This is a genomic window from Amycolatopsis mediterranei, from assembly GCF_026017845.1.
In the GTDB taxonomy this organism is placed as follows: domain Bacteria; phylum Actinomycetota; class Actinomycetes; order Mycobacteriales; family Pseudonocardiaceae; genus Amycolatopsis; species Amycolatopsis mediterranei.
The window spans coordinates 4851788-4869467 of record NZ_CP100416.1 but is presented as its reverse complement, the minus strand read 5'-3'; the positions used below and the strand labels follow the sequence as shown (position 1 = coordinate 4869467).

Annotated in this window: 13 protein-coding genes; 7 read left to right on the top strand and 6 right to left on the bottom strand. The window is 72.8% G+C overall.

Annotated features, from left to right (window positions below):
• The first annotated feature begins 28 nt into the window (after positions 1 to 28).
• A complete protein-coding gene (locus ISP_RS22380; RefSeq protein ID WP_013226021.1) occupies positions 29 to 1237 on the top strand; it encodes an MFS transporter in 1209 nt (402 codons plus the stop codon).
• 19 nt (positions 1238 to 1256) lie between these two features.
• Here ISP_RS22380 and ISP_RS22375 read toward each other — a convergent pair whose 3' ends face one another.
• The 3 genes from ISP_RS22375 to ISP_RS22365 form a co-directional block, all read right to left on the bottom strand.
• Entirely contained in the window at positions 1257 to 2045 is a 789-nt protein-coding gene (locus tag ISP_RS22375) for a hypothetical protein (RefSeq protein ID WP_013226020.1), read from the bottom strand.
• Between the two features lie 93 nt (positions 2046 to 2138).
• A complete protein-coding gene (locus ISP_RS22370) occupies positions 2139 to 3647 on the bottom strand; it encodes a CehA/McbA family metallohydrolase (RefSeq protein ID WP_013226019.1) in 1509 nt (502 codons plus the stop codon).
• Positions 3648 to 3725: 78 nt separating this feature from the next.
• On the bottom strand, positions 3726 to 4055 hold the full coding sequence (locus tag ISP_RS22365) for a hypothetical protein (RefSeq protein WP_013226018.1): 330 nt from the start codon (positions 4053 to 4055) through the stop codon (positions 3726 to 3728).
• A 382-nt stretch (positions 4056 to 4437) separates the two neighbouring features.
• Between ISP_RS22365 and ISP_RS22360 the strand changes: the two genes are divergently transcribed.
• From ISP_RS22360 to ISP_RS22335, 6 genes are all read left to right on the top strand, one after another.
• Positions 4438 to 4590 (top strand): hypothetical protein, encoded by a 153-nt coding sequence (locus tag ISP_RS22360; protein WP_155258930.1) that lies wholly within the window; start codon positions 4438 to 4440, stop codon positions 4588 to 4590.
• A 103-nt stretch (positions 4591 to 4693) separates the two neighbouring features.
• On the top strand, positions 4694 to 6322 hold the full coding sequence (locus ISP_RS22355; protein WP_013226017.1) for a DUF6345 domain-containing protein: 1629 nt from the start codon (positions 4694 to 4696) through the stop codon (positions 6320 to 6322).
• 147 nt (positions 6323 to 6469) lie between these two features.
• Complete coding sequence (locus ISP_RS22350; protein ID WP_013226016.1) at positions 6470 to 6709, top strand: hypothetical protein; 240 nt, start codon at positions 6470 to 6472, stop codon at positions 6707 to 6709.
• Positions 6710 to 6957: 248 nt separating this feature from the next.
• Complete coding sequence (locus tag ISP_RS22345) at positions 6958 to 12435, top strand: ATP-binding protein (protein WP_013226015.1); 5478 nt, start codon at positions 6958 to 6960, stop codon at positions 12433 to 12435.
• Positions 12436 to 12492: 57 nt separating this feature from the next.
• Positions 12493 to 13002: a hypothetical protein gene (locus ISP_RS22340; protein WP_013226014.1), complete on the top strand. Its 510-nt coding sequence runs from the start codon at positions 12493 to 12495 to the stop codon at positions 13000 to 13002.
• A 123-nt stretch (positions 13003 to 13125) separates the two neighbouring features.
• Complete coding sequence (locus tag ISP_RS22335; RefSeq protein ID WP_013226013.1) at positions 13126 to 14445, top strand: M14 family zinc carboxypeptidase; 1320 nt, start codon at positions 13126 to 13128, stop codon at positions 14443 to 14445.
• 1 nt (position 14446) lies between these two features.
• Here the strand turns inward: ISP_RS22335 and ISP_RS22330 are convergent, their stop codons facing one another.
• From ISP_RS22330 to ISP_RS22320, 3 genes are all read right to left on the bottom strand, one after another.
• Entirely contained in the window at positions 14447 to 15478 is a 1032-nt protein-coding gene (locus tag ISP_RS22330; RefSeq protein WP_013226012.1) for a class I SAM-dependent methyltransferase, read from the bottom strand.
• 367 nt (positions 15479 to 15845) lie between these two features.
• On the bottom strand, positions 15846 to 16688 hold the full coding sequence (locus tag ISP_RS22325) for a PadR family transcriptional regulator (RefSeq protein WP_013226011.1): 843 nt from the start codon (positions 16686 to 16688) through the stop codon (positions 15846 to 15848).
• Positions 16689 to 16755: 67 nt separating this feature from the next.
• Positions 16756 to 17640 carry an SDR family oxidoreductase gene (locus ISP_RS22320; RefSeq protein ID WP_013226010.1) on the bottom strand — a complete coding sequence of 295 codons (885 nt, stop codon included), beginning with the start codon at positions 17638 to 17640 and terminating at the stop codon, positions 16756 to 16758.
• Between the last annotated feature and the right edge of the window lie 40 nt (positions 17641 to 17680).

Genomic DNA, 17680 nt, shown 5'->3' with positions numbered 1-17680 from the left:
GGCCAAACAGGGCTCTAACGTTCCTCCCATGACCGTGCTTCTCGAACGTCCGAAGACCCGACGGCCCGGCCGGCTGCTCGCCGCCGCCCAGCTGGCCGGCTCGCTCGGCGACGGCGCGTTCCTGACCTGCTCGGTGCTGTTCTTCACGCGGATCGCCGGGCTGACGCCGGCGCAGGTGGGGCTCGGGCTCACGCTCGGCTGGGCGGTGGGTTCGGTCGCGGGGGTGCCGCTCGGGCACCTCGCCGACCGCCACGGCGCCCGCGGTTCGGCGGTGCTGCTGGCGCTGGCGACGGGCACGTCGATCCTGGCGTTCCTCGTCGTGCGCTCGCCGGTGACGTTCGTGCTGGCCGCGTGCCTCTACGGCAGCTGCCAGACCGGGCTGGCCGCGGTCCGCCAGGCGCTGCTGGCCGCGCTCGCCGACCCGGAGCGGCGGACGCGCATCCGGGCCCACCTGCAGTCGGCGGGCAACGCCGGGCTCGCCGTCGGCGCCGGACTGGGCGGTCTCGCCCTCTCGGCCGACACGGCTTCGGCGTACCTGACGGTCTTCGTCCTCGACGCGGCGGCCTTCGTCGTGACGGCGGCGCTGCTGCACGCACTCCCGGCGGTCCCGCGGACGGCGTCGCCGCACACGGGGGCACCGAAGTCCGCCGTGCTGCGCGACCGGCCGTACGCGCTGGTGACGCTGCTCAACGCGATCCTGCTGCTGCGCATGCCGCTGCCGAGCGTCGCGATCCCGCTGTGGATCGTCGAACACACCGCGGCGCCGGGCTGGACGGTGTCGGCGTTGTTCGTGCTGAACACGGTCGTGGTGGTGGTCTTGCAGGTCCGCGTCGCGGGTCGCCTGACGACCCTCGGTTCCGCGGCGCGGATGGTGCGCCGGTCGGGCGTGGTGCTGATGGCCTCCTGCGTGGGGTTCGCACTGTCGGCGCTGGGGACGTCACCGGCGGTGGCGTTCGCGGTGCTCGTCGCCGGGGCGCTGGTGCAGGTGCTCGGCGAGATGCTCCAGTCGGCGGGCTCGTGGGAGATCGGCTTCGCCCTGGCCCCGGCCGACAAGCAGGGCGAATACCAGGGCTTCTTCGGCAGCGGGACGTCGGTGGCCCGCGCGGTGGGCCCGGTGGTGCTGAGCACGGTGGTGGTCGGCGGGGGCCTCGCGGGGTGGCTCGTCCTGGGGGCGGTGTTCGTGGCCGCGGGCTGGGCGATGGGCCCGGCGGTCCGCTGGGCCGCCGCCACCCGCTGACCCGACTGCCCAAGGAGCGTTACTCGCTGACCTGGGCCGCCGCGGTCTGGTGCAGCGCAAGGTCCTGGCCCGCGGCCGAATCGTCGGCCCACGCGCCCGATTCCGCCGTCCACGTCCGGCCCGCGAAGCTCACCTTGTCCACGCCCAGTGCCTCCGCGCGGCCGACCAGCCAGGTCGCGTACGTCCAGCCCTGTGCCGCCGGGTGGGGTCCGCTGAGGCTGGACGTGCCCAGCTCCGCCGTCGCCGTCCCGGCGAGGTTCGCGGGCGCCGCCAGGGTCAGGTTGCGGCAGGTCAGCGCGGCCGGGAACTGGCCGTTGAACGCCGCCGCCATGGTGCGGGACTGCGATTCCCACTGCGAGTACGCGTCCGGGGCGCCCGACCGCTGGACCGCCTGCGCCGCCTCGGTGATCGGCAGCGTCTCCCAGTTCGGCAGCTTCTGGAGCTTCTCGTAGAACTCCGTCGCCGCGTAGACCGGGTCGCGCAGCTGGGCGACCGTGCCCCAGCCCTGGCTGGGCCGCTGCTGGAACAGCCCGACCGAGTCGCGGTCACCGCCCGGGAGGTTGCGCAGCTTCGACTCCTGCAACGCCGTCGCCAGCGCGACCGTCGCCGCGTGGGCGGGCAGCCCCAGCTTGGTGCCGACCGCCGAGATCGTCGCCGCGTTGTTCATCTGCTCCGGGGTGAACGTGTAGCTGGACGCCTTGTCCCCCGGCTGCGCCACCGTGCACCCCGGCGTCCGGATCTCACCGCGCGTGTACGCCACCACCACGACGATCCCGGCGGCCAGCACGACGACCGCCACCAGGACCATGGCCAGCTTCAGGCCACAACCGCGCACCCTGCCTCCCCTTCACCCGTTCGCACCAGTCTGCCCAATAGGAGGACGCGGTGCAGCGGGCGGGGTTCAGTGGCCGGTGCCGAGGAAGATCGGGTTGGACATCGCCACCATGGCGTTCGGCACCGTCGTGTTCGGGCCGCCGGACGGGCGACGGACCTCGACCCGCACCCAGCGGCTGTAGCGCGGGTAGGTCGTCCAGGTGACCGTGGCCGCCCCGGAGTCGCCGATCGGCTCGGTGTGTTCCGGGCCGAGCTGGTCGAGGAACGTCACCGTCGTCCCCGGCACGCCGGCGACCACGGCGTTGACGGTCACCGGTGTCCCGGTGCCCGCGGCGAGCCGCTCGCCGATGCCCGCGCTCGCGCCGCCGCCCGAGACGGTGAAGTCCAGCTGGACCGACGCCGATTCCGCCAGCCAGGAACGCCCGGCCGCGAGCCCGGCCAGGAGCTCCTGGCGGCGCAGCCGGTCGGCGAGCACGACGGTGTGCGGCAGGGCGACCCGCTGGTCCGGGTTGTGCGCGTCGGAGTCGCCGATCGCCGGGATGAAGCGGCCGCCGCGCAGGAGCCCGTCCCAGTGGATGACGCTCGCCTCGTCGTCCTGCGTCCACGGCCCGTTCCACACCTCGACGAGGTCGGCGAGCTCGTAGGCGAATTCGTAGGTGCAGCCGAAGCAGTTGGCGAACGGGTGCGCGGCGGTGACCAGGCCGCCGGCGCGGTGCACCTGGTCGGTGAAGCGCCGGAAGTCCCGCGGGTCGGCCGCCCGGTAGCGCCAGTCGATCCAGGTGCCGGCGGGCAGGCCGATCGCGGGCCAGTGCCCGGACCGGGTCGTCACCTCTTCGCCGTTGAGGATCAGCAGGTCGTCGGCGGCGTGGTCACCCCAGACCAGCTGCGAGCTGGAGGTGTTGTGGTCGGTGGAGACGATGAAGTCGAGGCCGGCGGCCCGGGCGTCGGCGACGAGCTGATCCGGCGTGCGGCGGCCGTCGGAGTGGACGGTGTGCAGGTGGCTGTCCCCGCGGTACCAGGCACGGCCGCGCTCGCGGGCGGGCGCGGCTTCCGGCGCCGGGTTCGGCTTGAACGGGGTGCCGTCCGGGCCGAAGGTGAGCGTGATGTCCACCCGGTAGTTCAGCCCCTGCGGCGCGACGGTGTACGGGCCGAGGATGACGTGCCACCGGCCGGGCTTGACCGGGCCGGCGAGGTAGCCGGGGGTGGCTTCGGACGCGCTGATCGAGAACCGGTCGCGGAAGCCGCCGGACCAGCCGCGGAAGCCGCGCGCGTTGCCGACGTCGTGGCCTTCGGGGCCGAAGATGCCGATGTCGCAGGCGTTCCCGCGGGTGCCGGCCGGCACGGTCGGCCGGTCGTAGGAGTACACGACGTCGATCTGCCGCACCCCACGTGGGACGTCGACGGGCAGGTAGTACCAGTCCGGCACGTCCGGTTTCAGCGTGCCGGTGACGGTCCGGGTCTGGCTGCCCGAGCCACCCGGCTGATCGGCGAAGGCCACGCCGGGCAGCATCCCCGCGGCGGCCGCCACCCCACCGGCCCGCAGCAGCGTCCGCCGGCTGAAGTCCCCGGAATCCATACGCACCTCCGCACCCGAGGCTAGGCGCGCCGGGCGAACGCGGACACCAACCGGTGGTGAACTTTCGCCGGCCCCTGGTCAGGGTTCGGCGCGCTTCCCCAGGATCTTCGTGAGGGCGACGACGGTGACGGCGGCAGCCAGCCCGAGCCGCATGACATCGACGGCGGGCACCCAGGTGACGGCGCCGTCGCGCACGACGAAGGCGCCGACGGGCCGGGCGAACACCCCGAAGCCGGCGCCTTCCCGCACGGGGAGGGTGTCGCCGCCTCCTCCGCCTCCACCGCCGCCGCCTCCGTAGACGGCCGCGGCCGGGATGACGACGACGCCGTCCCGCTCGACCGGATCGCCGTAGACGAGCCGGGCGGAGAAGATCCGGCGTGCGGTCGACGCCACCTGCCCCAGTTTCATCCCGCCATTCTGGCCGCCGAACCGGTTGCGGCGCCGCAAACTTCCGCGATCCTGCTTTGTTCCGCACGCGGGCGGAGCGTTTCGGAGAAGACGACGACCCCGTTGCCGGCCGCCCACCCCGCCCTGCCCGCTCCCCTGCTGGACCACCTGGTCGCGACCGCCGACGCCGAACCGGGGCCGATCCTCGCCGCCCGCCGGCACCTCACCCGCGACCACGCCAGGGCGCTCGCGGCCCGAGCGTGTGGTAGCCGCTGCTCGACCACGGCCTGCTCAGCCCGGCCGACGTCCCGGCCGGCGATCCGTGGCGCGGGCTGGCGGTGCTGGAGCACCCGGAACGGCCCCGGCCCGGGGCGGCCGTCCGGGCCTGACCGCGGAGTCCACTGTGGATCTTCCCGGCCACCCCGACGAGCGGCTCGGCACCGCCGTCGCGGCCAACCCGGCCCGGCCCGCCGCGGCGATGTCCACAGTGGCCGGTGCGGGCCGACCGGTTCCCGGCCCCGCGCAAAAATGCTCCACGGAATCGGTGCAGCGCTGAAAAAATTGCGCTAAAGGTGTGGCAGAAAGATGTATCCGATTGTTTTCACCGCGTTGACGGCTACCGTCCGATCGCTGCATTCTGCCACCCACGGGGAGGAATCATGGCACTGCTCAAGAACGGCGTGGTCACCGCGCCACCCGGTGCGGCCGCCGGCGCACGGGCACTGATCTCGGCCGATCCGTTCGGCTCCGGGACCGGCGCCGCCGCCGATCGGGGTGCGAACCGGTACGGCGTCTGCTCCATCGAGGACTTCCCGCCCGGGATGAACGACCTTTCCTTCACCCACGAGGACGCGGGTGGTTTCTACAATTACGTCAAGCAGTTCGCCGCGCCGAACTTCTGGTACACCGACGGCGGGGTGCTGTCGTGGATCTACGGCGAGGAGTACGACGACTGGCAGGGCACCTACGGCTTCGACGCCTGCGTCGCCGAGTACCACTCGGGGCACGGGACGATGGACGGCAACGGTGTCTTCTGGATGCCGATGGGCGGCACCTGGGGCGGGTCGGCCTGGGCGAGCTCGGCCGACATGCGCCTGGGCAACGAGGTCGCGCGCTACCTGTTCTTCTCCACCTGCCTCTCGCTGCGCATCGGCGACGGCAACAGCCCGATCCGCACGTGGGACGCGGCCAACCTGGGCCTGCGGATGATCTTCGGCTTCGAGTCGACCAGCGTCGACAGCCCGAACTACGGCGCCTACTTCTTCAGCAAGTGGAACGGCAACGGCCACAAGTTCGGCAAGGCGTGGCTGGACGCGTCGTGGGACATCGACCACCACCAGGCGCCCTCGGTCGCCGCGTGCGGGGCGACGCAGGCCGAGGCGCAGGACCGGCTGTGGAACGAAGGATCCTTCTCGACCGCCGCCGCGTCGAAGAACTGGTGGTGGTGGACCTGGTACGACGCCGCCAAGAGCATCCAGGCACCGCGGCTGGAGCTGCCCGGCTCGGCGCAGACCGCCCGGTTCGCCCCGCAACGGCTCTCCCCGTCGCGGCTGGCCGAGCTGGCCGGCCACTACGGCGTCCGGCTCGGCGGCGGGGTGCCCGCCGGCGCGATGGGCCCGCACGGCCTCGTGCTCGGCGAGGGCCAGGACGGTCCGCGGCTGAGCGTCGACCACCGGGGAGTCCGCGAAATCACCTTCGCCGACGCCGACGGCACCGGCCGGGACGCGCCGAGCGCGGACGAAGCCGTCCGGATCGCCCAGGACGCCGTCGAGACCTTCGGCCTGGCCGACCGCGTCGACCTGGTCGCCGACAAGGTGCGCCACCAGTACCACGCCGGCGGCACCGCCGACGACATCGCCGACCCGCGGGTGCGCGAGACCCACGTGGTGTTCACGCAGCTGGTCGACGGCCACCCGGTCGTCACGCCGGGCCTCGGCGAGGTGCGGGTCGGCATCGACGGCGGCGGCACGGTGACGACGATCGTCGACGCCACCCGCGAGGTCGAGCGGCTGGGCGAAGGCGCACCCGCGGCGCCGCCGCCGTCCGGTGCGGCCACCCGCGATCCGTCCACTGTGGACGAGGCGCTCGACGCGCCGCTGCAGCGGCTGCTGCGCCGGCTCTCGGCCGGCGGCCGCGTGCCCGCCGAGGTCCGCACGATCCCGGACTCGACGGCGGTCGGCTACGCGCTGCGCGGCGACGACGGCACCCCGGTCGTCCGGCGGACCGTCGAGGTCGACTGCGGTGCGGGGCTCGCGAAGCGGTACGTCCTGGAGGCTCCGCTGCGCTGACCGGCGCGAACCGGGCGGGCCGGCACCACGTCGGGGGGTGCCGGCCCCGCCGTTTCGCACGATCGGGTGTAGATCCGCGGTATCCGGGGCATCCGTCAGCGACACCTGTGCTCCAGGGGGAGCGCGCCGTACCGAGGGGAGACCGTGATGACCTTCCATTTCGTCAGCCGCTGGCTGGGCAGGCATCGCGATCGCCCCGGCATCACCGTCGACCTCGCGTGCGGCGGCCGCGTCACCCTGCGTGAGATCGACGGGCGGCCGGTGCTGGCGGTCACCACCGCGCCGGGGCCGGACGGCCGGTGCGAGGTCGCCGCCGTCCCCCTGTCGGAGGCCGAGCGCCGCGAGCTGGGGCAGGTCCTGGAGTCCGACGTCCTGCTCGCCTCCTGATCGCTTCCGCGCCACCCGCCGTTCGCGTGCCCGTAGGGTGCTTTGTCGCGAACCTCGCGTGAAAGCCGGTCCGGACGGTGTGGTGCGGGTCGCTTTTTGTGGGGTTCCCACAACTCAGCCGCCTCGGCATGCGCCATGGCGGACATTGGACCGGGCCCCGGTCATCCACCAGGGTGTAGACAGGTGCGGGCGACGTTCCAGGACAGGTGCGTCGCCTTCTGCGCGTGCGTACTTGGGAGGCTCAGCCGGTGTTCAGTCGTGTCGCCATCGTCAACCGCGGAGAGGCCGCGATGCGGCTCATCCACGCCGTCCGGGATCTGTCGGCGGAAACCGGGACGCGGATCGAGACGGTCGCCCTCTACACCGACGCCGACCGCACCGCCACGTTCGTCCGCGAGGCCGACCTGGCCTACGACCTGGGGCCGGCCTCGGCCCGCCCCTACCTCGACCTGGCCAAGCTCGAGCAGGCGCTGGTCGAGACGAAGGCCGACGCCGCCTGGGTGGGCTGGGGCTTCGTGGCCGAGGACCCGGCCTTCGCGCAGCTGTGTGAGAAGGTCGGCGTCACCTTCGTCGGGCCGAGCGCGGACGCGATGCGCAAGCTCGGCGACAAGATCGGCGCGAAGCTGATCGCCGAAGAGGTCGGCGTGCCGGTCGCGCCGTGGAGCCGCGGCGAGGTCGCCACGCTCGAAGACGCGCTGAAGGCCGGCGAGCGGATCGGCTACCCGCTGATGCTCAAGGCCACCGCGGGCGGCGGCGGGCGCGGCATCCGCATGGTCGCCTCCGGCGAGGACCTGGCCGAGGCCTACGAGCGCACCAGCCAGGAAGCGCTGCGCGCGTTCGGCTCCGGTGTCGTGTTCCTGGAGCGCCTGGTCACCGGCGCCCGGCACGTCGAGGTCCAGGTCATCTCCGACGGCACGACGGCGTGGGCGCTCGGCGTCCGCGACTGCTCGGTGCAGCGGCGCAACCAGAAGATCATCGAGGAGTCGGCCTCCCCGGTCCTCGCGCCGCCGCAGACGGCCGAGCTGAAGACGTCGGCGGAGCGGCTCGCGGTGGCCGTGGGCTACCGCGGCGCGTGCACCGTCGAGTTCCTCTACCACCCGGGCGAGAAGCTGTTCGCCTTCCTCGAGGTCAACACCCGCCTGCAGGTCGAGCACCCGATCACCGAGATCACCACCGGCACCGACCTGGTCAAGCTGCAGCTGCACGTCGCAGGCGGCGGGAAGCTCGAGGGCGAGCAGCCGGCCGAGAGCGGTCACGCCGTCGAGGCCCGGCTCAACGCCGAAGACCCCGACCGCGACTTCGCCCCCTCCCCCGGCCGCATCGCGCGGCTGGCGCTGCCGGCAGGCCCCGGCATCCGCGTCGACACCGGCGTCAGCGAGGGCGACACCATCCCGGCCGACTTCGACTCGATGATCGCCAAGATCATCGCCTACGGCCGCGACCGCGACGAAGCACTCGGCCGGCTGCGCCGCGCGATGGCCGAGACCACGGTGATCATCGAGGGCGGCGCGACCAACAAGAGCTTCGTGCTCGACCTGCTCGACCAGCCCGAGGTGATCGACGCCAGCGCCGACACCGGCTGGATCGACCGCGTCCGCGCCGAAGGCCGCCTGGTCACCCACCGGCACTCCGCGATCGCGCTCGCCGCGGCCGCCATCGAGGCCTACCAGGACGAAGAAGAGGTCTCCGTCCAGCGGCTGCTGTCCACCGCGCACGGCGGCCGCCCGCAGGTGCAGCACGAAAGCGGCCGCCCGCTCGACCTCAAGCTCCGCGGCGTCGGCTACCGCGTGTCCGTCGCCAGGGCCGGGCGGAGCCGTTTCCGCGTCGGCATCTCGGCCGGCTCGTCCGACGTGCACCACGCCGACATCGAGATCGACCGGTTCGACGCCCACAGCGGCCGGATCCTGGTCAACGGGCGGCGGTTCCGGCTGGTTTCGGCCACCCACGGGCCGATCCACCTCGTCGAGGTCGACGGCGTCACCCACCGCGTCAGCCGAGACGAAGGCGGCGTCGTCCGCTCCCCCGCGCCCGCGCTGGTCGTCGCCACGCCGCTGGCCGTCGGTGCCGAGGTCGAGGCGAACGCGCCGATCCTGGTGCTGGAGAGCATGAAGATGGAGACGGTGCTGCGCGCGCCGTTCCGCGCCCGCGTCCGCGAATGCCCGGTGTCCGTCGGCAGCCAGGTCGAGACCGGCGCGCCGCTGATGCGCCTGGAACCCCTGGCCGACGGCGCCGAGGACGAAGCGGCCGACGAGACCGAGACCGTCGAGATCGAGCTGCCTTCGGTGCCGGACGGCGTGTCCGCGGCCGAGCGCGTCGAACGCGGCCTGAACGACCTGCGCAGCCTCCTGCTCGGCTTCGACGTCGACCCGGCCGAGCGCAAGCGGCTCGTCGCGACCTACCTGGAGGCCCGCGCCGAGCTGGGCAACCGGCCGGTCGAGGGCGAACTCGAGCTGCTCACCGTCTTCGCCGACCTGTCCGAGCTCAGCCGCAACACCCCGGGCGGCGAACTCGACACCGAACCGGGCAGCCCGGTGCACAGCTCGCGCGAGTTCTTCCACAGCTACCTGCAGAGCCTCGACGTCGAACGCGCCGGCGTCACCGAAAGCTTCCAGGCGAAGCTGAAGCGCGTCCTCGCGCACTACGGCGTCCCCGACCTGGAGCGCACGCCGGAGCTGGAGGCCGCGGTCTTCCGGATCTTCCTGGCCCAGCAGCGGACGGCGGCCGACGTCGCGGTCGTCTCCGAGCTGCTGCGGCAGTGGCTCACCGGGGCACCGCCGGCCGAGGCGCTCAGCGAACGCGCCGGGCTCACCCTGGAGCACTTGGTCGAGGCCACGCAGGTGCGCTTCCCCGCGGTGTCCGACCTGGCCCGCGGTGTGGTCTTCCGCTGGTTCGCCCAGCCGCTGCTGCGCCGCAACCGCGCCCGCGTCTACGCCGCCGTCCGCACCGAGCTGAGCTACCTCGACCAGCACCCGGACGCCCCGGATCGCGCCGAGCGGATCCAGGCCATGATCACCGGCTCGCAGCCGCTGGTCCGGCTGATCGGGCAGCGGATCGGGCGGCCGGGCCGCGACCACGCGCCGCTGCTGGAGGTGCTGACCCGCCGGTACTACGGCAACCGCCGGCTCTCCGGCGTCGCCGTGCGCGAAGCCGGTGGGCACCGCTGGCTGACCGCCGAGCTGAACACCCCCGAAGGCGTGCTGCCGCTCGTCACCACCGCCGTCGACATCGCCGCCCTGCCCGATGCTCTCCGCACGCTCGGCGAGGTGGCCACCGAAGGCGTCGTCGCCGACCTGTACCTGCGCTGGGAAGACCAGCCGGACGTCGACGCGACCGCGGAGCGGCTCGGTGCGCTGCTCGCCGAAAACCCCCTGCCCGCCGGTGTGCGCCGGGTTGTGGTCACCGTGGCCGGCACCGGCGGCGCGGTGATGCACCACCACTTCACCTTCGAACGCGACGGGGCCGGCTTCACCGAGGACCGGCTGATCCGCGGCCTGCACCCGCAGATCGCCCAGCGCCTGCAGCTGCAGCGGCTGCGCGAGTTCGACCTCACCCGGCTGCCCTCGGCGGACGAGGAGATCTACCTCTTCAAGGCCGCGGCGAAGACCAACCCGGCCGACGAGCGGCTGATCGCGATGGGCCAGGTCCGCGACCTGACGCCGCTGCGCGAGGCCGACGGACGGCTGGTCGCGCTGCCGGCGCTCGAGGACGCGGTCACCGCCTGTCTCGACGCGATCCGCAACATCCAGGCGCAGCGGCCGCAGAACAAGCGGTTCGACACGAACCGCATCATGATGTACGTCTGGCCGCCGACCGACCTGACCACCGAGGAGCTCAACACCCTCGTCCAGCGCATCCTGCCGACTTCGGTGGGCGCCGGGCTGGAGGAGGTCCAGTTCCTGGCGCGGCGGCGCACGGAGGCGGGCAAGCTGACCGAGCTCGCCGTCCGGATCGCCCTCGACCCCGGCCACGGTGCGCGGCTGCACGTCGAGGCGCCGTCGACCGAGCCGGTGAAGCCCCTGGACGACTACCGCCTGAAGGTGCTGCGCGCGGCGCGCCGGGGCACCGTGTACCCGTACGAGCTGACCGGGCTGCTCTCCGGCCCGGAGGGCACCTTCACCGAATACGACCTGGAATCCTCGGGCGGTGGCGTCCTGGTCCCGGTCGACCGGCCGAAGGGCAAGAACACCGCGGCGATCATCGCCGGCGTCGTCACGACCCCGACCGAGCGGCACCCCGAGGGCGTCACCCGCGTCGTGCTGCTGGGCGACCCGACGAAGTCGCTCGGCGCCCTCTCGGAGCCGGAATGCTCGCGCGTCATCGCGGCGCTCGACCTGGCCGAGCGGATGCAGGTGCCGCTGGAGTGGTTCGCGCTGTCGTCGGGCGCGCGGATCTCGATGTCCTCGGGCACCGAGAACATGGACTGGGTCGCCGCGGCGCTCAAGCGGATCGTCACGTTCACCCAGGACGGCGGCGAGATCAACATCGTGGTGAACGGGATCAACGTCGGCGCCCAGCCGTACTGGAACGCCGAAGCCACGATGCTCATGCACACCAAGGGCATCCTGGTGATGACGCCGGATTCGGCGATGGTGCTCACCGGCAAGCAGGCGCTCGACTTCTCGGGTGGCGTGTCGGCCGAGGACAACTTCGGCATCGGCGGCTACGACCGCGTGATGGGCCCGAACGGCCAGGCGCAGTACTGGGCGCCGAACCTGCCGGCCGCGCGGCAGGTGCTGATGGCGCACTACGACCACACGTACGTGGTGCCGGGCGAGGCCGGCCCGCGCAAGGTGAGCACGAGCGACCCGGTCGACCGGGACGTCTCGCCGTTCCCGCACGCGATCGTCGGCAGCGACTTCCGGTCGGTCGGAGAGATCTTCTCCGCCGAGCACAACCCGGACCGCAAGAAGCCGTTCGACATCCGCACGGTGATGCGCGCGCTGTCCGACCAGGACCACCCGGTGCTGGAGCGCTGGGCGGGCATGGCCGATGCAGACACGTCCGCGGTGCAGGACGTGCACATCGGCGGCCGCCCGGTCTGCCTGGTCGGCATCGAGTCGCGGTCGGTCCCCCGCCGCGGCTTCCCGCCCACCGACGGGCCGGACACCTACACCGCGGGCACGCTGTTCCCGCGGTCGTCGAAGAAGACGGCCCGGGCGATCAACGCGGCCTCGGGCAATCGGCCGCTGGTGGTGCTGGCGAACCTGTCGGGCTTCGACGGCTCGCCGGAGTCGCTGCGCAAGCTGCAGCTGGAGTACGGCGCGGAGATCGGCCGGGCGATCGTCAACTTCGAGGGCCCGATCGTGTTCTGCGTGATTTCGCGGTACCACGGCGGCGCGTTCGTGGTGTTCTCCAAGGCGCTCAACCCGAACATGACGGTGCTGGCCCTGGAGGGCTCGTTCGCCTCGGTGCTGGGCGGCGCCCCGGCGGCGGCGGTGGTGTTCGCCGGCGAAGTCAACAACCGCACGGCGAACGACCCGCGCGTAACGGAGCTGCTGGCCCAGGTGGCGGCGGCCGGCGGCGCTTCCCGCGCGGCGTTGAACGCCCAGCTGGCGGAAGTCCAGTCGGCGGTCCGCGCGGAGAAGGTCAGCGAGGTGGCGGCGGAGTTCGACCGCGTCCACAGCATCCAGCGCGCGGTCGAGGTCGGCTCGGTGGACGCGATCATCTCGGCGGCCGAGCTGCGCCCGCGGATCATCGAAGCGATCGAACACGGCTTGAAGCGCTAGAGTCCGGCGGAGCCGGGGCCGATCGGTCCCGGCTCTGTCGGTTCTCTGGGGGTTGCCGTGCTTTCCGCCGTCCGGATCGAGCTGGAGCGGTACGACTGGACCGAGCGGCGCCTGCCTTTCGGCGGCGACCTCGCCTCCGTTCCCCTGGGCGTCGAGCGTCTGGTCACCGCGACCACGGATGCGGCGGCCAAAGCCGCGTACTACGAGTACTTCGACAACTACCTGATCATCCAGGGGAACATGTTCGCCCCGGCGGTCGACCTGGTGCCCGCGCTGTGCGCGGCGCTGGCCGAGGACCTGGCTCCCCCCGCGCGGTACTGGGTGCTGTACCTGATCCGTGAGATCGTGCTGGCCGAAGCCCGCATCGAAGAAACCCAGGCGGGCCACTTCGACCTGCCGGAACGGGCCCAGGCGCACGCGCGGGCCGCGCTGTGGCTGTTCTACCACGAGCTGTGCCACGGCGTCGCCGAGTGGGCAGCCCACATCCTCGAGGAGATCGAGCCGGATCAGGCCCGGCTCACCCATTTCATGGCGAAGGCGAAGCACCGGCTTCCCGCGGGTTCCTGAGACCGGTTTCGCGACTTTCGGGGGTATGACCTCTTTGCACCGGGCCGACACACTGTGCGTGCCGGTACGGTGACCACGGGTTCCGACCGGACCTCCATCCGTGCGGCGTGAGGAGATCCCCCGATGGCGTCAAGGTCCCTGTCCCGGCTCGCCCTCGCGGCGTCCGGGGTCCTGCTCACCTCCCTGCTCGGCGGCACCGCCACCGCGCAGACGGCGGACACGCCGGTGTTCTGGCGCGTCCCGGCCACCGCGACCCAGGCGCAGGCGCTGGCCGCGGCCGGTTTCGACGTCGAAGAAGGGGATGGCGGCAGCGTCGACGTCGTCGGCGGCCAAGCCGTCGCCGCGAAGCTGCGGGCGCTCGGCTACCGGCCCTCGTACTTCGACACCGTCTACAAGGAACTCCCCGCGCGGACGGAGAGCCTGGCGGCGGACACCTTCTACGGTGGCTACCGGACCGTCACCGCGCAGGAGAACCACCTCGCACAGGTCGCCTCGGCGCACCCCGACCTGGCCACGAAGTACACGATCGGCCAGTCGTGGAAGAAGACCAAGGGCCAGGGCGGCCACGACATCCAGGCGATCTGCCTGACCAAGAAGCAGACCGGCGACTGCACGCTGTCGACGACGTCGACGAAGCCGAAGTTCTTCCTGATGGCCCAGATCCACGCGCGCGAGCTGTCGACCGGCGAGCTCGCCTGGCGCTGGATCGACTACCTCGCCGACGGCTACGCCACCGACGCCACCGCGAAGTCCATTTTGGACACGACCGAGGTGTGGGTGGTGCCGATCGCCAACCCCGACGGCGTCGACATCGTCGCTTCCGGCGGGAACTCGCCGAAGCTGCAGCGCAAGAACGCGAACAACTCCCGCGGCGGCTGCAGCGGCACGAACATCGGCGTCGACCTCAACCGCAACTCGACTTATCGGTGGGGCGGCGACTCCAACTCCGCCTGCGCGGAGACCTACCAGGGCGTGAGCGCGGGTTCGGAGCCGGAGGTGCAGGCGCTGGAGAAGCTGGCCCGCGCGATCTTCCCGGACCAGCGCGGCACCGGGAACAACGACCCGGCGCCCGCGACCGCCAAGGGCACGATGATCACGCTGCACAGCTACGGCAACGACATCATCATCCCGTGGGGCTTCACCCAAGCCACTTCGCCGAACGACGCCCAGTACCGCAGGCTCGGCGCGAAGTACTCCGCGTCCAACGGCTACCTCGTCGGCACGAACGAGGAGACCGTCGGCTACGACACGTCCGGCACCACCGACGACTTCACCTACGGCGAACTGGGTGTCGCCAGCGTGACGTTCGAGGTCGGCGGTTCGAGCGGCTCCTGCGGTGGCTTCCTGCCGAAGTACACGTGCGTGGACAGCACGTTCTGGCCGAAGAACAAGGGCGCGCTGGTCACCGCGGCCAAGGCCGCGGCGGCGCCGTACCAGCAGTGATTCACGGGCGGCAGGCGTAGATGCAGTTCTGCGGGCGCGGGGATTCGAGCACTTCGACGTGCCGGAACCCCGCGTCCGCAAGCATTTCCGACGCCTTTTCGGTGCCCCACACGGCACCGAGCGCGGCACCGCCCTCGGCCAGCGACGTCGTGGTGCAGTACATCAGGCTGATCGAGTAGGTGAGGGCCGCCAGCGGGTTGCCGACGTTCCGCTCCAGGTGACTGGAGAAGTTGGTGTCCACCATGAAGAACAGGCCGTCCGGGGCGAGCGCGTGGCGGATCCGGCGCAGCACGACGTCCGGCCGGTCCTGGTCGTGGATGGCGTCGAACGCGGTGATGACGTCGTAGGGCGGATCGGCGGTCAGCTCGGCGGCGTCCCCGACGGCGAAGCCGGCGTTCGGCAGGCGGTGTTCTCTCGCCTGCTCGACGACGCCGGCGTTGATGTCCAGGCCGGTGAAGCGGGAGGCGGGAAACGCGCGGGCGGCCACGGCGATCGCGTTCCCGGTGCCACAGCCGAGGTCGAGCACGCGGGCGCCCGCCGTGAGCCGTTCCTTCAGGCCGGGGACCGCGCCGAAGAAGCCGTCCACGAGGTGCTCGCGGTAGATGTGCTTCCAGCTGTCGCCGGTCTTGGCGCCGAGGGTTTCGAGGTAGGGCCCGTAGGCCGACCTCGGGACGCCGCCGCCTTCGGCGAACGCGCGTTCCAGGTCCGGCAGGATGCCGGTGAACGCCGACAGCGTCAGCAGTGACGGCATCACGTTCGACGCGGTTTCGCCGAGCAGGAACTTGGCGTGTTCCGGCGGGAAGGTGTACTCGCGGCCGTCGTAGGTGAAGATCCCGCCGGTGACCATGGCGCCGAGCCACTCGCGGACGTAGCGTTCCTGCAGCCCGGCGCGTTCGGCGAGCCCGGCACTGGTGGCGGGCCCCCGCGCGGCGGCGGCGAGAAGGCCGGTGCGGTGGCCGACGCCGATGAGCATGGTGAGGGCGCTGCCGGTCATGGTCGCGGTCAGGTGCGCGGCGAACTCCTGCTCCTCCATGGGGTGGAGCCTACCCGCCGGCCGGACCGTCCGATGTGGACGATCCGGCCGGCGGGGTGGATCGGGCATCGCGGAGGCGGGGTGGTTGTGGGCGGCCGGCTCAGCCCGCAGCTGCGGCTACGTGGGCGCGGGTAGCACCCGGGTTCAGCGCGGCTGCGGCGACCCGCCGGCCGCGGTCGACCGCCCCGCCCCAACCCGCCCTCCTCCGGGCACGCCGCCCACCGGCCACGACCAACAGGATCCCCCTACAACCGCGAGCGTCCCCTTTGCCGGCGTGGCCCGGCGAGCCAGACCCAGCTCACCTCGGTTCGCCAGCACAGCCCCCGAACCGCCACCCCGGCACCGCACCACCGCCAAACCGAGCCCGTCAGGCGTCCTCGTCCTCCAGGCCTGCGTCGGCCAGTACCGCGTACACGCGGCGCCGCGCGTCGGCGAGGATCTTCTTCACCTCTGCGACCTGGGCCTCGTTGCCGCTGTACCCCACCTGGGCGGCCGCGCCGGACAGCTCGCCCAGCGCGTGCCACAGCGCCGCGAACCGGTCGGCGCCCGGCTCCTCCTCCGGCTCCTCCCACAGCGCCGCGAACTCCTCCTCGCGGCCCGCCACGTGCTCGCGCCCCGCGTCGGTCAGCCCCGCCACCCGGCGACCGGCCGTCTCGACCGTGTGGACCAGCCCCTCGTCCTCCAGCTGCTGCAGGATCGGGTACACCGATCCCGGGCTGGGCCGCCAGCGGTCGTGCGTGCGCCGCCGGATCTCCTGCATCAGCTGGTAGCCGTGCCTCGGCTCCTCGGCCAGCAGCGCCAGCACCGCCGGCCGCACCGGGCGGGCCGGCGGGCGGCCACCGCTGCCGCGGAAGTCGCGGACCCGCTGGAACGGCCCGGCCCCGCCCGACCAGCCGCCCGGGCCTCCGAACGATCCCGGGCCGCCCGGAAAGCCGGGGAAGCCCGGGCCGCCCGGGGGCTGGGGCGGGTGCGGCGGGAGGGGTGGCGGCGGCGGAAAGCCGCGAGCCAGCTCCGGGCCGCCGTCCCAGTCCTCCTCCCCCGGCACCGCAGGCCCCGGGTGCTCGAACCCCGCGTGCTCGCCCCCGGCGTGCCCCGGGTGCCCGAAGCCGGCGTGCCCAGCCCCAGCGTGCCCCGGGTGCCCCCGGTGGTGCTGCTCGAAGTGCCCCCCGAAGCCGGCAAACATCCGGCCCGCGCCCGCGCTCATCTCCATGATGACCCTCCTAGTCGTATCGGCGACATTCACACGATATATCGCCGCTCGATCGACGGCAAGGAGGTCAGCCGAAGTAGTGCCCGGCTTCCAGGTCGGCGAACAGGCCGGGCCATTCGGGCAGCCAGCCGAGCCGCTTCTGGGTCAGCACGCTCGACGCCGGCGTGTCCGGCCCGGCGAAGTGCGCGAGCCAGCCGAAGTGACCTGCGACGTCGGTCACCGAACGCACCGGCAGCCCGAGGCGCTCGCCGATGACGCCGGCGAGCACCTTCAGCGGCACGCCTTCGTCGCCGACCGCGTGCAGCCGCACGCCCGCCGGCGCCGCCTCGACGGCCAGGCGGTACAGGTGCGCCGCGTCGAACCGGTGCACCGCGGCCCAGCGACCCGTGCCGTCGCCCGGGTAGGCCGACACCCCCGTCTGGCGCGCGAGCCGGATCAGGGCCGGGACGAACCCGTGCCCGTCGCCCTCGCCGTGCACCGAATGCGGCAGCCGCAGCACCGACGCGCGCACCCCCCGCTCGGCCAGCGCGAGCGCCGCCGTCTCCGACGCCGACCGCGGGAACGCCGGGTCGGCCGCGTCCTCTTCGGTGGCCATCCGCCCCGGGGCCACCGGGCCGGTCGCGGCCGTGATGATCAGCGCCTTCCCGGATCCTTCGAGCGCTTCGCCGAACGCGCCGATCGCCGCGCGGTCGGTCGCGGCGGCGCCCGTGAGATCGGCGAAGTCGTCGTGGACGTAGGCGGTGTGGACGACCGCGTCCGCTTCGGCAGCTGCCGCGCGGAGGCCGTCCAGGTCGGTCAAGTTCCCGCGCCGGACCTCGGCGCCGGTGGCCGCGAGCGCCGCGGCCTTGTCGTCCGAGCGGGCGAGGCCGAGCACCTCGTGCCCCGCTTCCCGCAGTTCCCGGACGACGGCGCTGCCGACGAACCCGGTCGCACCGGTGACGAACACCCGCATTTTCGTACTCCTCGTGGTTGGCCGATGGTGCTTCCATCGT

Excerpts from the sequence above, each read along its gene's own strand:
- ISP_RS22380 (WP_013226021.1), top strand. The coding sequence starts at position 29 with ATGACCGTGCTTCTCGAACGTCCGAAGACCCGACGGCCCGGCCGGCTG.
- ISP_RS22375 (WP_013226020.1), bottom strand. The coding sequence starts at position 2,045 with ATGGTCCTGGTGGCGGTCGTCGTGCTGGCCGCCGGGATCGTCGTGGTG.
- ISP_RS22370 (WP_013226019.1), bottom strand. The coding sequence starts at position 3,647 with ATGGATTCCGGGGACTTCAGCCGGCGGACGCTGCTGCGGGCCGGTGGG.
- ISP_RS22365 (WP_013226018.1), bottom strand. The coding sequence starts at position 4,055 with ATGAAACTGGGGCAGGTGGCGTCGACCGCACGCCGGATCTTCTCCGCC.
- ISP_RS22355 (WP_013226017.1), top strand. The coding sequence starts at position 4,694 with ATGGCACTGCTCAAGAACGGCGTGGTCACCGCGCCACCCGGTGCGGCC.
- ISP_RS22350 (WP_013226016.1), top strand. The coding sequence starts at position 6,470 with ATGACCTTCCATTTCGTCAGCCGCTGGCTGGGCAGGCATCGCGATCGC.
- ISP_RS22335 (WP_013226013.1), top strand. The coding sequence starts at position 13,126 with ATGGCGTCAAGGTCCCTGTCCCGGCTCGCCCTCGCGGCGTCCGGGGTC.
- ISP_RS22330 (WP_013226012.1), bottom strand. The coding sequence starts at position 15,478 with ATGGAGGAGCAGGAGTTCGCCGCGCACCTGACCGCGACCATGACCGGC.
- ISP_RS22325 (WP_013226011.1), bottom strand. The coding sequence starts at position 16,688 with ATGGAGATGAGCGCGGGCGCGGGCCGGATGTTTGCCGGCTTCGGGGGG.
- ISP_RS22320 (WP_013226010.1), bottom strand. The coding sequence starts at position 17,640 with ATGCGGGTGTTCGTCACCGGTGCGACCGGGTTCGTCGGCAGCGCCGTC.